Raw genomic sequence first — 13,512 nt, 5'->3', positions numbered from 1 at the left:
GCAGCACACAGGCCAGGCCCACCTTGGCGTCCGGCGAGCCCGGCCCTGCGCACGGGCGGCGACTCCGTAGAGGGAGCAGGGCCGGCGCTGCGCGCAGCGTGCGAGCCGAGGGCACACAGGACCAGCCCAACCCGGACGGGCCCACTGTCCGCGGCCGGGAAGTCGGGCGCTGCACACGGGCGGCGACCCGAGGGAAACGGCGTCACCGCTGCGGGCAGCGTTCGGGAGCAGCACACAGGCCAGGCCCACCTTGGCGTCCGGCGAGCCCGGCCCTGCGCACGGGCGGCGACTCCGTAGAGGGAGCAGGGCCGGCGCTGCGCGCAAGTCTGCGGAGGGCAGCCGCACGGGCGGAGCCGGGCAGGGGCCTCTCGGCGGGCAAAAGGCCGCGCGGCATGCGCCGGGGCCGGGGTCAGGTGGCGGCGGTCACTCCGGCTACGGCGAGGAGGAGGACGGCGGAGACGGCGGAGAGGCGGCGGGCGGCGGCGGGGGTGGTGCTGAGGCGGGTGGCGAGGCGGGCGGTGGTGAGGGCGACGGCGGTGTAGACGGTGGCGCAGGAGAGGACGTTGACGGCGCCTAGGGCGGCCACCTGGGCGCCGACGGGGAGGGTGGCGCCGGGGGTGACGAACTGGGGGACGAGGGAGAGGTAGAGGAGCAGGCCCTTGGGGTTGAGCAGGGCGGTGAGCAGGGACTGGCGCAGCACCACGGGGGTGGGCTGGGGGCCGGCGGCGGCGAGCGCCCCGGTGGAACCGCTCCGGCGGAGGCTGAGCAGCATGGTGACGGCGAGGAAGACCAGGTACGCCGCGCCGCCCAGGCGCAGGACGGGGAGCAGGCCGGGCAGGGCCCGGAGCGCGGCGGCGAGTCCGGCGGCGGAGAGCACGGTGTGGACGGCGTAGCCGGCGCAGACGCCCGTGACGGCGGTGAGGGCGGCGGCGCGGCCCTGGCCGAGGCCGCGGGCGGCGATGTAGAGCCAGTCGGGTCCGGGGGTGCAGACCAGCAGCAGGTCCACGCCGAGGAAGAGCAACAGGGCGTGCGGGTCCATGGCACCTTCGGTTTCGCGTCGGGGGTGGTCGCGGGGCGCGACCTCCCGGACGCTATCGCTCCGGCGCTGGCAGCCGATGGCCCGTTTTCGCTGGTCAGGCCACCCGTGAGGCAGAATGTTGCGCCATGGACCGCCTCGATCGCAGAATCCTCCACGAGCTCCAGCAGGACGGCCGGCTGACCAATGCCGAACTCGCCGACCGGGTGGGCCTGACGCCGTCGCCGTGCCTGCGCCGGGTGCGTCTCCTGGAGCAGCAGGGCGTGATCCGCGGGTACCGCGCGCAGCTCGATCCGGTGGCGGTCGGTCGCGGGTTCCAGCCGTTCGTGACGGTGGTGATGCGCCACGAGGACCGTTCGACGGTCGCCGAGTTCGAACGTCGGGTCGCGGAGCTGCCGGAGGTGGTCGAGGCGCACCGGCTGTTCGGCGACCCGGACTACCTGCTGCGGGTCGCGGTCGCGGATCTGACGGCGTACGAGCGGTTCGTCACCGATGTGCTGTCGAGCCTGCCGGGCATCGCGCAGGTGCATTCGCATCTGACGATGAAGCAGGTGAAGGCCGATCGCGGCATCCCGGTGGACCGGGGCTGAACCGGACCGGGCCGGGCCGTCGGCGGGTCAGCCGTCGTCGGGGAGCGTGCCGATCCGCCGCAGCGACTCGAAGTGGCCGACGGTGGGCGGGTGTTCGAGGTCGTGGAGTTCGCCTTCGGACCAGACCGGGCGGATCCGCCACATCGGGCCGGCGTAGGCGCGCAGGGCGTCCTCGTCGCGCCAGCGGGTGATCATCTGGACCCGGTGGTCGTCGTCGGAGACGGCGCGGAGCAGTTCGCCGCCGAGGAAGCCGTCCCACTGGTCGAAGCCGGGCATGACGGTCGAGGCGAGCCGGGCGCAGAACTCCTCGACCCGGAGCGGGGAGACGTGCGCCTCCCAGATTCGAATGATCATCTCGGCCTCCTCGGCTGGCCCGGGCCCTGCTGACCATTATCGGACGGTATGCCCGACCGGGAGCCGTTCGGACCGCCGCCGATTGCCGCCGGTGCGGTCCGGGCCAAGACTCGGCGGTGGACCCGTACGGCGAGAGGAGCCCGACATGGCGGTCTGCGTGGTGTGCCAGAACGACTACTGGCTGTCCTTCGAGATCAAGACGATCACCGGCGACACCTACGTCTTCGACAGTTTCGAGTGCGCGATGGAGAAGCTGGCGCCGCGCTGCGAGCAGTGCACGGTGCGGATCGTCGGCCACGGCGTGGAGGTCGCGGGGCGGTTCTTCTGCTGTGCGAACTGCGCCCGGGCGAACAGCGTGCTGGGCGCGGAGGTCCGCGACGCGGTGGGTGCCCACCCGTCCTGACCTGCGAGGGCAGCACGCCGCACGGGGCGGCCACCGGAGGCGGTGGCCGCCCCTCGTCCGTGCCCGGGGCGAACGGGGCCGCTCAGAAGGTGAAGCGCAGGGCGCGGACCCGGTGGTCGAACGAGGACGGGACGAGCTCCGGTTCGCCGGTGGAGCGGATCCCGGGCAGGCGGGTGAACAGTTCGCGCAGCAGGGTGCGCATCTCCTGGCGGGCCAGGTGGGCGCCGAGGCAGAAGTGCGGGCCGCCGCCGCCGAAGCCGAGGTGCGGGTTGGGCGAGCGGGTGATGTCGAAGGCGTCGGCGCGGTCGAACACCGCCTCGTCGCGGTTGGCGGAGCCGTAGAACAGCACCACCTTGTCGCCGGCGGCCAGCCGGATCCCGGACAGCTTGTGGTCGACGGCGACGGTGCGCCGGAACTGCACGATCGGCGTGGAGTGCCGGACGATCTCCTCGACCGCGCCGGGCAGGTGGGCGTCCAGGTCGCCGAGCAGCAGCTCGCGCTGGTCGGGATGGGCGGTGAGCAGGTGCAGGCCGTGGGCGAGCGCATTGCGGGTGGTCTCCACGCCGGCGACCAGCAGCAGCGAGAAGAACGCGCCGAGTTCGCGCGAGCCGAGCCGGCGGCCGTCCACGTCGGCGGTGACCAGCGCGGAGATCAGGTCGCCGGTCGGGCGGCGGCGCCGCTCGCGGCCGAGGGCGGCGACCGTCAGGTGCATCGCGGCGAGCGCGTGCAGGCCGCGGCCGGGGACCCGCAGGCCGCGCCGGGCCATCCCCGCCGAGGCGGAGGCCCGGTTGATCCGGGCCAGGATGGCGCGGCGCTGGGCCTCGGGGATGCCCATCATCGAGCAGATCACCTGGTACGGGAGTTCCCCGGCGACGGCCGAGACGAAGTCGGTGGGGCGTTCGTGCTCCAGCCGGTCGACCAGGCGGGCCGCGGTCCGGGCGATGTCCTGCTCGACCTGGGCGAGCAGGCGGGGCGTGAACGCCCGGCCGACCACCCGGCGCAGGTCGGCGTGCTGCGGGTCGTCGAGGTTGACCATGGAGTCGCCGAAGACGGTCCGCACCCAGCGGGCCGGCTCCGGCGAGGTCACGCCGGGCCCCGAGATGTACACCTCGGGGGACCGGCTGGCCGTCATCACGTCGGCGTGCCTGACCAGCGCCCAGCAGCGCCGCCCGGTCGCCCGGTCGGTGAAGGCGACCGGTCCCGGGCGCTCCCGCAGGCGGGCGAACGCGTCGACGCGCAACTTCTCGGGGAGCCGCCAGAACGCCGGGTCGCCGAGGTCAATGCCGCGCGGAGCGGCATCCACGGATACGGACATGGGGACGTTATCGCGCAGTCGGTGACGCTACGTCAAATCCCCGTCGCGTTCGGTAAGGGGTTCGAATCCGCCCTACGGCCGGCCCTGCCCCGGGTCGCCGGGGCCGGGCTGCTGGTAGGGATTCGCGTACGGCTGCCGGTACGGGTCGGCGTACGGCTGCTGGTACGGGCCGGGGTGGGGGTACGGCTGCTGCGGGTACGGGGGCGGGCCGTCGTGGCCGGGCCCGCCGTCCGCCGCGGACGGGTCGTCACCGGACGGCTCCTCGGCGGGCTCCTCGTGCGGGGCGATCTCGCGGGCCAGCAGCGTGGCGCCGGCCACCGCGCCGGGCATCGCGAGCACGGTCAGCACCGGGATCAGGAACAGCAGCACCAGGCCGGCGCCGAAACCGACCGCCAGGCCCGTGCGGGAGCGCAGCAGCCGCAGCCGCTCCTTCTGCGCCAGGCCGCGCTTCTGCAGCGGCGTGCCGGTCAGTTCGACGGTCAGGAAGAAGCCCGAGACGCACACGCCGACCACCGGGACGACGGTCTGGCCGACCACGGGGATGAACCCGCACAGGAACAGCAGGACGCCGAAGCCGGCGGCGCGCAGCAGCACCGCCAGGCTGTCCTTGGCGGCGATCCAGAGCTCGCGCCACAGCGGCAGGTCGGGTCCCTGCGGGCCGCCGCCCTCGGTCTCCTCGACCTTGGCCGACAGCGACTCGTAGAACGGCTCGCCGATCAGCAGCGTGACCGCCGTGAAGGTCAGCACGGCCAGCAGCCCGCCCATGCCGACGGCCGCCGCGCCGACCGTCACCCGGACGATGTCGCGCCACGGCTGCGACCAGTCGTCGGCGAACGGTGTCGCCCAGGAGGCCAGGTCGCCCGCGTAGACGATCAGGACCGCCATCGCGGCCAGGTAGCCGACCAGGGTGATCAGCGCCGGGATCAGGCCGAAGCCCCACCAGCGGCCGTGCCGTGCCACCCATCGTTGCCCGTTGAACAGGAACCGCAGTCCCGCCCCGAAATCTCGCATTCCCGCACCTTAAAGGAACCGTCAAGTCGCCGGGGCGCCAACCCGGTTCCGGCCGCGCGGGACGCCGCCCGCGGCCCGGCGGACGGCGGCGGACGCGCCGAGGGTGGCGGCGGCCAGGGTGCCCCAGAGGGCGAGCGGGCCGACGGCGGCGAGGGCGGTGATGGCGGCCGGCGAGACCGCGAGGCCCAGGCCGGTGGAGAGCTGGAAGCGGGCCAGGGCGCGGCCGAGCACGGGCGCCGGGGCCAGCGCGGTGACCAGGGCGGTGGAGCTGCCCGCGTACAGGATCTCGCCGAGCGTGCAGGGCACCGACACCAGGGCCACGGCGAGCGGGCCGAACGGGGCGGCCAGCAGGAAGCCGAGGTAGCTCGCGGCCAGGACGGCGCCGGACAGGGCCAGCACCGTGCCGCGCGACCAGCGGGCCGCCGCCCAGGCGGTGACGGGAAGTTGGAGGGCCACCACCAGCACCGTGTTGGTGACGAAGACCGCCGCCGACCAGGCCGGGGAGGCGTGCAGGACCGTCACCAGGACCAGCGGCAGCGCCACTTCGGGGACGTTCAGGCAGAACACGTACACCACGTTGGCCAGCAGCACGGCGCCGAGCGCGCGCTCGGCCGTCCGGGCGGTCGGCGGCGCGGTCGGGGCGGCGGTCGGCGGCGCGGGGGCGGCCGTCACCCGCACCGAGTGGGCCAGCAGGGCCGCCGCCAGGAATCCGGCGCCCGAGACCGCCGCCAGCGCGCGCAGGGCGGGCGCTCCCCCGCTCAGGCAGACCGTCGCCAGCAGCGCGCCGACGCCGAGGCCGGCGTTGCGCACGGCGCGGGCGGCGGCGAGCGCGGCGTCGCGCAGGCCGCCGTCGGAGACGGTGGCGACCAGTGCGGCGTGCGCGGCGGGCCAGGCCTGGTTGCCGACGCCGAGGATCAGCGCGGCCACCGCGAACAGCGCCGCGTTCCCGGGCGGGGTGGCGAGCAGCACCGCGACGCCCGCCACCCGCACCAGCATGGCCGCGGCGACGGCGGAACTGCGCGCGCCCCGGTCGAGCCAGCGGCCGAGCGGCGGCATGGCGGCCAGGCCGGCGACGATCCCCGCCGTCATGGCCAGGCCGGTGGTCGCCGCGCCGAGGTGGAGCACGGTGATGCCGTACAGCAGCAGGAAGGGCCGCAACAGGCCGGTGCCGACCGCGTCCACGGCCAGCGCCACCGCGTAGCGCGCCCCGCCGGCGGCCCGCACGAGCCGGCGGGGCGTCGGCCGGGAGGTGGTGATCGTCGTCATGCCGCCCACCGTCTCCGCGGGGCCGGTGCGGGTCACGCCGGTTGACGGTCCTCGTCAATCGGGAAGAGCCGGTCGGGCAACGCCGGAGTTGGCGGGGAAAGGGGCGCTGAGCAGGGGCGCGTCCGGCGCGCGGGGGCCCGGGCGATGCGCACTCGACAGCCCGCGAAGCTGCGGGCGATTCTCGACGGAACGCGCCCGAACCCGCGTCCCCACCCGTCTGAAGGAGCTTTCGTGGAGCGTCAGTTGGAGAATCCGACGGCCTCGCTGAACCGCCCGCTGAAGTGCCCGGTCGATCACTCGCTGCTGGTCCTGGACCCCACCGGCCGGGCCCGCGACGCCGAGACCGCCGAACTGATCGGCCGCGGGCCCGCCACGCCGGCCGACATCCTGGGCGTGCAGGCGTGGGCGGTGTCCGACCCGGACCTGCTGGAGGAACTGCTCAAGGACCCGCGCATCGCCAAGAACGGCCCGCAGCACTGGCCCGACTACGAGCGGGTGGCGGCCGGCTGGCCGCTGGCCCTGTGGGTGACGGCCCGCAACATGTCCACCACGGACGTCGAGCACCACCGCCGGCTGCGCCGCCTGGTCAGCGCCGCGTTCACGCCCCGTCAGGTCGCCGGCCTGGCCGACCGCATCGAGGGCATGACGGCCGGGCTGCTCGACGCGGTCGCCGCCGCCGGCGCCGACGGGACGCCGGTGGACCTGCGGCAGGAGTTGGCCCGCGCGCTGCCGATCCTGGTCATCTCCCACCTGCTCGGGCTGCCCGACGAACTGCGCGAGAGCTTCGGGCACCACGTCGAAGGGGTGTTCGACACCACCCTCGGCCCGGCGGAGTCGCAGGCCAACAACGTGGCGCTGTACGAGGTGATCGCGGCACTGGTCGCGGGCAGGCGCGAGCGGCCCGGCGACGACATGACCTCCCTGCTGATCGCCGCCCGCGACACCGAGGGCGACGGCGGCGCGCTCACCGAGGAGGAGCTGCTCGACACCGTCATGCTGGTGGTCGCGGCGGGCTACGAGACCACCGTCAACCTGATCGACAACGCCATCGCCCTGCTGCTCACCCACCCCGACCAGCTGGCGCTGGTCCGCGAGGGCAAGGCCGGCTGGGACGACGTGGTGGAGGAGTCGCTGCGCCGGGAGTCGCCGCTGGCGCACCTGCCGATGCGGTACGCGCTGGCGGACATCGAGCTGCCGGGCGGGGTGACCGTCCACCGGGGCGAGCCGATCCTGGCGTCCTACGCGGCGGCCGGCCGCCACCCGGCGCGGCACGGCGACAGCGGAGCGGTGTTCGACGTCACCCGTCCGGTCAAGGACCACCTGGCGTTCGGGCACGGCCCGCACTTCTGTCTCGGCGCCCCGCTGGCCCGGCTGGAGGCCCGGACGGCGCTGCGCGCGCTGTTCGAGCGCTTCCCGGGGCTGGCGCTCGCTCCGGGCGCCGCGCTGGAGCCGGTCGAGTCGCTGATCTCCAACGGGCACCGCACCCTGCCGGTCGTCCTGGACGCGTCGCGCTGACCGACCGGCCGCCCTGACGGCGGCGGCACGTCGCCGTGGGACCGGACCGGGCCGCCGAGGCGGCCGGTCCGGTCCGCGGCCGTTCCCCGGCACCTGCACGGTCGGCCGGTCCGTGCCGTACGTCCGGGTACCGGACCGGGCCCGCCGGCCGGGTGCGGGTGCCGCGCCGACGTGCTCACCGGCGCCGGCGGACGCCGTCGGCCAGCGCCGTCACGGCGGGCAGCACCAGCAGGGCGAGGGCGGCGGCCCACGCCATGATCACCGGCGTCTCGAAGCCCACCTCGGCCAGCGGGTTCCAGGTGCACGCGGGATGGGCGGTGCCCCAGCGGACGCAGGCGAAGTGGTCGCGGGCGGTCATCGCCGCGACCGGGAGGACCAGGCCCGCCCCCAGGGCCGCGAGGACGCCGTGCAGGGCGCGCAGGTCGCGGTCCGGGGCCAGGCGGGCCGCGACCAGGCCCACCGCCAGTTGCAGCAGCATCGCGACGGGCACGAAGTACAGGCTGATCTCGCTGCCCAGCCACTCGATGGGGAGCGGGAAGACCGCGGCGCTGACGACGTGCGCCAGCCAGAGGGCGGCTCCGGCGGCCGCGCCGAGGGCGATGCCGTGCCCCACCGCGCGCAGCGGGGCCTGGCGCACCACCACGACCAGCGCCGCCGCGAGGTCGGGGGGCGGCGGCCGCAGCAGGAACCGCTCCGGCCCCGGCCCGGTTCGTGCCCGGCGCAGGATCCGTCTCCCGAACGGCGCGGCGAGCGGCAGGGCGGCCGTCGCCGCGACCACGGCGAGGACGACCGGTGGCGGCGGGACCACGGCGACCACGGAGAACGCGTAGCCGAGGTGGTCGAGCGGGGTCGGCAGCAGGTTCAGGGGCCGGGGCAGCGGCAGCAGGCCGAAGCCGGGCGTTCCCAGCGGGTAGACGCTGCCGAGCCAGAGCGCCAGCAGGACGGCGCCGGCCGCCGTGGACACCGCGATCGGCAGCAGCGGCCGGCGGGCGGCGAGCACCAGCGGCGCCCAGGTCCGGGCGAGTGCGGCGTTCCACCGCACGAAGCCGTACCCGACGACGCCGAGGAGCAGCCACCAGGAGGACTGCACCGGCAGCGGGTCGGCGACGCCCATCGCGAGGGCGGTGAAGTGCCGCTCGTCCATGCACGCGCCGAGGGCGAGTCCGCCGCCGACGGCCAGTCCCGTGCGGTGCGCGCCGGGCCAGGCGGTGCGGTCCAGGTGGGCGGCGAGGGTGGTCCGCCAGATGCCCGCACCCAGGCTGCCGCCGAGCGCCGTCGCGGCGAAGGCGGCGCCCAGCACGTCGTCGCTGCCCAGGCCGACGGCGGCCGTGGTCCACTGCGCGGCCTTCAGGTGGACGAGCGAGCCGGACAGCGCCAGGCCGAACGCCTCCCAGGCGGAGAACCGGAAGAGCAGCGCCGGGTTGGCGAGTGCGGCCAGCCGCTCCGCCGCCGACGGGTGCGTCCGGCGGTGCGGCGGTCGCCGGGGCCGGTACTGCTCGCTCGCCTGCTGGGAGCGGAGCAGCTGCCGCAGCGCGGGCGCGCCGCCGGTCCACAGGGCGACCCGGGCGTCCGCGTGGAGTTCGCGGGAGCGCAGCACCGCGGCGCTCGCGCAGGCGACGGTGATCGCCAGCGCGCCCTGGGTGACCGCCACCATGAGCTGGAAGATCGCTCCGCCCGGCAGCAGCACCAGGCTGACCAGGACGGCGCCGGGTGTGAGCACCGCCATCGGGACGGCGATCGCGTAGACGAACAGCCGCTGGCAGACCAGGGTGACGAAGGCGATGTCGACGTCGCGGTTGCGCAGGTGCGCCAGTTCGTGCAGGACGATCTCCCGGAACGCCTCGGGGTCGCTGCGGTGGAGTTGCAGCAGGCCGCGGCTGAGCAGCACGTGGCGGCGGCCGACCCTCCCGAAGGCGAGGCCGGTGAGGCGCTGGTCGCGCCAGTCGACGACGAACCGTACCGCGCAGGGCAGTTCGGCGACCTGCACGAGTGCGTCGAGCGTCCGCCGGATCTCGGGGTGGGCGCCGGGCCGGAAGGGGCGCAGCCGGCGGCGGCGCAGCCGGTACGCGGGCAGCAGCCAGAGGGTGACGCCGACGCCGAGCCACAGGACGACGATCAGGGCGAGGTTCAGGGCGGCCCCGGCGCCGGGTGCGCTCACCGATGCCTGGCAGCGGCGGGTGAACGCGTCCGGGTCGGTGCCGAATTCGGCGAAGGCGCTCGGGGCGCAGTCGAGCGTGTCGATGAGGGAGTCCAGGGAGCCGCCCCGGAACAGGAACCAGGCCGCTGTCGTGATCGTGTTCCCGAGCGCCTCCGAGATGGCCACGGAGGTGCTCAGGATCAGCAGCGCGAAACGCAGTGAGGTCCCGGAGGGCAGCCGGAACGGGTGCTGGAGCCCGAACGGGCCGCCGCTGCCCGCGGTGCCCGGGGCCCCGGTCATGAGGCGCCGGTCTCCGGGCCTCCGGGTGCGTGGCCGTCGTCGCTCCCGGCCCGGTTCCGGCCGGTGACCACGCCGCCCACGATGGCGTCGGCGAGGAGTCGCGCCTGTTCGACCGGGAGGCCGAGCGCGAGGCCGCGGCCGACCGCGACCCGGTGGATCAACTCCAAGTCCGCCGCGGCGAGTTCGGCCGGAGCGGCCGGGCCGGGGAGGGCCTGCGGGTCCGGGACGGCCGGCGGGCCCTCGGTCGCCGCCGCGCCGTCCGACCGGGCGCGGCGCCTCGGCCACCAGCGCCTTCCGCGCCCTTCGCGCAGCGCTTCGGTCGCCAGGTTCCCGGCGACCGAGGCGGCGACCGGCAGGGCGAACAGCGTCCAGGCGCCGGCCGCGACGACCTCGAGTCCGATGCCCAGCGGCTCGGGCCTGGCCCTGGCCAGCGTGCCCGCCGGGTCCTCGAAGTAGACGTCGGCCGTCTCCTCGAAGAGTTCCAGCTCGTGCGGCGCCAGCCGCCGCACGGCCTCCCGGGCGAGTTCCCGCGTCCGCTCGCCGTGTTCCGTCCCGCCCATGACCGGCCCGCCCCCTCGTACCGTCGCTGACCCGGTTCGAGCGTTTCGCACGGCTCCTCGGTGCGCAAGACCCCCGCCGGCTCCGTTCCGGCGGCAACTGCGGTGCGGCGCAACCGGGTTGGCGCCAGGGCGGGGGGAGCCGGGCGGGCGGGTGACGGTCCGGCCGGCCGGGAGGGGAGGATGAGCGGGTGACCCTGCGCATCGACCTGACCGGGACGCCGCCGGAGCGGATCCGGTTCGCCGTCTCACCGCTCGCCGAACTCGCCGCGATGCTGCACGTGCTGGCCGCGCCCGACCACCACCCGCAGCACGCCGGGTGGGCGGCCGCCGTGTGGGCAGACCTGCGGCCGGAGCTCGCGGACCGGCTGCACGAGGCCGAGTTCCTGTGGCGCTCGTCCCGCGCCGACTTCCTGGTGCCGGCCCGGCCGCGCGGCACCCTGGCCGCAGAACTCGACGACGTCGACCGGATCGACGACGACCGGTACGTCCGGACGGCGCTGGTCTCCACCTGCGGCTCCCGCCGCCCGGCGCCCGCCGGCGGCTCGCCGCTGCACGACCCGGCCGCCCGGACCGACGCGCTGGACCGGGCGCAGGCCCGCGGCCCGCGCCAGGAGGCGTTCGCCGCCCGGCTGCTGACCGATCCCGGGTCCGTCCGGGCCCGGATCCGGGACACCCTGGAGCAGTGCGCGGACGCCTTCTTCGACGCCGAGTGGCCGGCCCTGGCCGCCCGGCTCGGCCAGGACGTCCGCGCCAAGGCGGACCTGACGGTCCGTCACGGCCTGCCGGCCGCGCTGGCCGAGGTGTCGGCGGCGGTATCGCTCACCCCGGACGGCGGCTCGCTGGTCCTCGACAAGCTCCAGGACTCGGCGACGGCGGCCGGCCCGGCGGGCGTCACCTTCCTGCCGAGCGTCTTCGGCCACCCGCACCTGGTGGCCGTCCACGCCGCGGGCTGGCAGCCCGTCGTCCAGTACCCGGCGGCCGGCGGCGTACCCGCCGCCGACGTGCCGCTGGAGCTGGTGCAGCAGCGCTTGGAGGCGCTCGCGCATCCGGTCCGCCTGCGCCTGGTCCGCACGCTGGCGCGCGGGCCGCACACCACCGGGGAGCTCGCCCACGCCTGGGACCTCACCCCGCCCGAGGTCTCCCGCCACCTGGCGGCGCTGCGCCGCGCCGGGCTGCTCACCGCCCGCCGCCGGGGCCGCTACGTCCACCACGCGCTGGACCTGCCGGCCACCGCCGCCCTCGGCGCCGACCTGCTGGCCGCGGTCCTGCGCTGACGGGCGGTCAGGCCGGGTAGGTGAACTCGTCGGCGGGCCCGGCCGGGGACAGGTAGCCGTTCACCAGCACCCGGACGTCCACGGTCCTGCTGTCCGGTGAGCCGGACCGCGGTGCCGTCGCGGTGATCCGGGTCGGCGACTCGTAGCTGACGGAGTCCGACCGGTGCGTGCCGAAGTACACCACGGGGTGGTCGGCGAAGCCGGTGCCGGTGAGGGTGACGGTGGTTCCGGCCTTCCCGCTGTCGGGGCTGATGCCGGTGACCAGCACGGGCTGCGGGCCGCCGTAGGCGAACTGCCCGGCCGGTACGGCGGGCGAGGTGCCGAGCGTGCTGGTGACCCGGACGTCGACGACGCCGGCCCCGGGGGGCGCGGTGGCCGTGATCCGGGTGTCGCCCTCGACCTCGAAGAGCCCGCACGCGACGGTGCCGAAGTCGACCACGCTGTCCGGGTCGAAGCCGCGGCCGGTGACGACGACGGTGGTGCCCGCGTCGCCGGTGGCGGGTTCGACGGACGCCACCACCGGGCCGGCGGGCACCTCGTGCGCCTTCAACAGCTTCAGGTAGGTGGAGTTGGCGTGCTGGTGGGCGACCTGCCCGAGGAAGTCCTCGGTCGAGCTCTTCACCAGGTGGTGGTCGTAGTGCCGGTAGTCGCCGTTCAGGCTCTCCGCCCGGCCCGGCTGGACGTACGTGTTGGGTCCGGTGAGCGCCTCGAACTCCGGGATCAGGACGTCCTTGACGTCGGCGGGCGCGACCGGCCCGCGGTCGGCCGGGTACCACTTCTTGGCGGCGGCGAGGTCGGCCCAGGCGCGCGGCACCAGGTCGTAGTCGTTGACGTACCGCCGGCTGACCGTCCACTGCACCGACTCGAAGTGCTCGGCGAAGTCCTTCAGCCCGGCGGTGGGCGCGGCGAAGGTGATCACGCCGACGTCCGGCTTCGGGCCGCCCCAGCGCCGGGCCCGCAGGTGCAGCGCCAGCATGGTCGCGATGCAGCCGCCCAGGCTGTGGCCGATCACGTACACCGACGCCTGCCCGGGCGCGTCCGCGACCAGGCCGGCCAGCGCCTGCTCCAGGCCGCGGCCGGACGGCGCGGGCGCGTCGACCATGCCGAGCACCTCGGTGAGCGCCGCCATCGCGCCCTTCGACACGGACAGCGGCCGGGACGACCCGCCGGTGGTGAACGGGACGACCGTGCCGACGTCCAGGTCCTCCAGCAGGTCGGCGACCTCGGCGTCCGTCCCGCGGACGACCACCGCCAGCACGTTCTGGTCGTGGAGGTTCCGCGCGACGTACACCAGGTTCGCGTTGTACGGGCTCAGCCCGAGCCACACCAGCTCCCAGCTGCCCTGCGTCGCCAGCGAACGGTCCGACAACTGCCGGGCGATGCCGACGGAGATCCGCAGGTGCTGCTCCGACAGGGACTCCCCCGACGGCCGCGGGGTCGCCCCCGTCGCCGCGATCGCGGCCAGCGTCATCGCCAGCGCGGCCGGCGACGGGATCGGTTCTGCCGTCATGCCCACTCCTCGGATCAGCGCCCGGCGCCCAGCAGACCGGACGGGTCGCCCCCAACGTAGGTTCGGCCCCCGGCGGCCGACCGCACGCCCGCCCGGCGGGAGGCCGGGTTCAGCCCTTCGGTCCACCGCGCCGGGCCCGCGGCGAACACCCCATCGGGCGAACAACGCCCCGCCGGCGGTGAGCCCCGCAACGAGCGGGTAGACGGCTGCGGACAGGAGGAGGTGGCCGGTGGACGGTCGG

At 75.6% G+C, this 13,512-nt stretch carries 12 protein-coding genes; 4 read left to right on the top strand and 8 right to left on the bottom strand.

Features of this window, described 5'->3' with window-relative positions:
• Nucleotides 1-409: 409 nt before the first annotated feature.
• Nucleotides 410-1,039, bottom strand: a complete 630-nt coding sequence (locus ACFV1L_RS19115; RefSeq protein ID WP_380367252.1) for a LysE family translocator — start codon at nucleotides 1,037-1,039, stop codon at nucleotides 410-412.
• Between the two features lie 125 nt (nucleotides 1,040-1,164).
• Between ACFV1L_RS19115 and ACFV1L_RS19110 the strand changes: the two genes are divergently transcribed.
• Complete coding sequence (locus ACFV1L_RS19110) at nucleotides 1,165-1,626, top strand: Lrp/AsnC family transcriptional regulator (RefSeq protein WP_380367251.1); 462 nt, start codon at nucleotides 1,165-1,167, stop codon at nucleotides 1,624-1,626.
• 27 nt (nucleotides 1,627-1,653) lie between these two features.
• Here ACFV1L_RS19110 and ACFV1L_RS19105 read toward each other — a convergent pair whose 3' ends face one another.
• Nucleotides 1,654-1,980: an antibiotic biosynthesis monooxygenase family protein gene (locus ACFV1L_RS19105; protein WP_380367250.1), complete on the bottom strand. Its 327-nt coding sequence runs from the start codon at nucleotides 1,978-1,980 to the stop codon at nucleotides 1,654-1,656.
• A gap of 145 nt (nucleotides 1,981-2,125) precedes the next feature.
• Between ACFV1L_RS19105 and ACFV1L_RS19100 the strand changes: the two genes are divergently transcribed.
• Nucleotides 2,126-2,383 carry a hypothetical protein gene (locus ACFV1L_RS19100; protein ID WP_035867987.1) on the top strand — a complete coding sequence of 86 codons (258 nt, stop codon included), beginning with the start codon at nucleotides 2,126-2,128 and terminating at the stop codon, nucleotides 2,381-2,383.
• Between the two features lie 82 nt (nucleotides 2,384-2,465).
• Here the strand turns inward: ACFV1L_RS19100 and ACFV1L_RS19095 are convergent, their stop codons facing one another.
• From ACFV1L_RS19095 to ACFV1L_RS19085, 3 genes are all read right to left on the bottom strand, one after another.
• The gene (locus tag ACFV1L_RS19095; protein ID WP_380367249.1) at nucleotides 2,466-3,698 is read right to left on the bottom strand and encodes a cytochrome P450; all 1,233 of its coding nucleotides are present in this window, start codon (nucleotides 3,696-3,698) and stop codon (nucleotides 2,466-2,468) included.
• 72 nt (nucleotides 3,699-3,770) lie between these two features.
• Nucleotides 3,771-4,709, bottom strand: coding sequence for an EI24 domain-containing protein (locus tag ACFV1L_RS19090; protein WP_380367247.1), 939 nt, complete (start codon nucleotides 4,707-4,709; stop codon nucleotides 3,771-3,773).
• A 21-nt stretch (nucleotides 4,710-4,730) separates the two neighbouring features.
• Entirely contained in the window at nucleotides 4,731-5,975 is a 1,245-nt protein-coding gene (locus tag ACFV1L_RS19085) for an MFS transporter (RefSeq protein WP_380367246.1), read from the bottom strand.
• A gap of 303 nt (nucleotides 5,976-6,278) precedes the next feature.
• On the opposite strand from ACFV1L_RS19085, the gene ACFV1L_RS19080 reads away from it, so the two are divergent.
• On the top strand, nucleotides 6,279-7,490 hold the full coding sequence (locus ACFV1L_RS19080) for a cytochrome P450 (RefSeq protein ID WP_380367308.1): 1,212 nt from the start codon (nucleotides 6,279-6,281) through the stop codon (nucleotides 7,488-7,490).
• A 175-nt stretch (nucleotides 7,491-7,665) separates the two neighbouring features.
• On the opposite strand, the gene ACFV1L_RS19075 is transcribed toward ACFV1L_RS19080, so the two are convergent.
• Both ACFV1L_RS19075 and ACFV1L_RS19070 read right to left on the bottom strand, forming a co-directional pair.
• Complete coding sequence (locus tag ACFV1L_RS19075) at nucleotides 7,666-9,927, bottom strand: M48 family metalloprotease (RefSeq protein WP_380367244.1); 2,262 nt, start codon at nucleotides 9,925-9,927, stop codon at nucleotides 7,666-7,668.
• Complete coding sequence (locus ACFV1L_RS19070) at nucleotides 9,924-10,487, bottom strand: hypothetical protein (protein ID WP_380367242.1); 564 nt, start codon at nucleotides 10,485-10,487, stop codon at nucleotides 9,924-9,926. The genes ACFV1L_RS19075 and ACFV1L_RS19070 overlap by 4 nt, the downstream gene beginning before the upstream one ends.
• A 188-nt stretch (nucleotides 10,488-10,675) precedes the next feature.
• On the opposite strand from ACFV1L_RS19070, the gene ACFV1L_RS19065 reads away from it, so the two are divergent.
• Nucleotides 10,676-11,761, top strand: coding sequence for a DUF5937 family protein (locus ACFV1L_RS19065; RefSeq protein ID WP_380367240.1), 1,086 nt, complete (start codon nucleotides 10,676-10,678; stop codon nucleotides 11,759-11,761).
• Nucleotides 11,762-11,768: 7 nt separating this feature from the next.
• Here ACFV1L_RS19065 and ACFV1L_RS19060 read toward each other — a convergent pair whose 3' ends face one another.
• Nucleotides 11,769-13,271, bottom strand: a complete 1,503-nt coding sequence (locus tag ACFV1L_RS19060; RefSeq protein WP_380367239.1) for an IPT/TIG domain-containing protein — start codon at nucleotides 13,269-13,271, stop codon at nucleotides 11,769-11,771.
• Between the last annotated feature and the right edge of the window lie 241 nt (nucleotides 13,272-13,512).

The sequence above is a fragment of the Kitasatospora sp. NPDC059646 genome (genome assembly GCF_042734615.1).
In the GTDB taxonomy this organism is placed as follows: domain Bacteria; phylum Actinomycetota; class Actinomycetes; order Streptomycetales; family Streptomycetaceae; genus Kitasatospora.
This window is presented reverse-complemented; position numbering and strand designations above follow the sequence as displayed.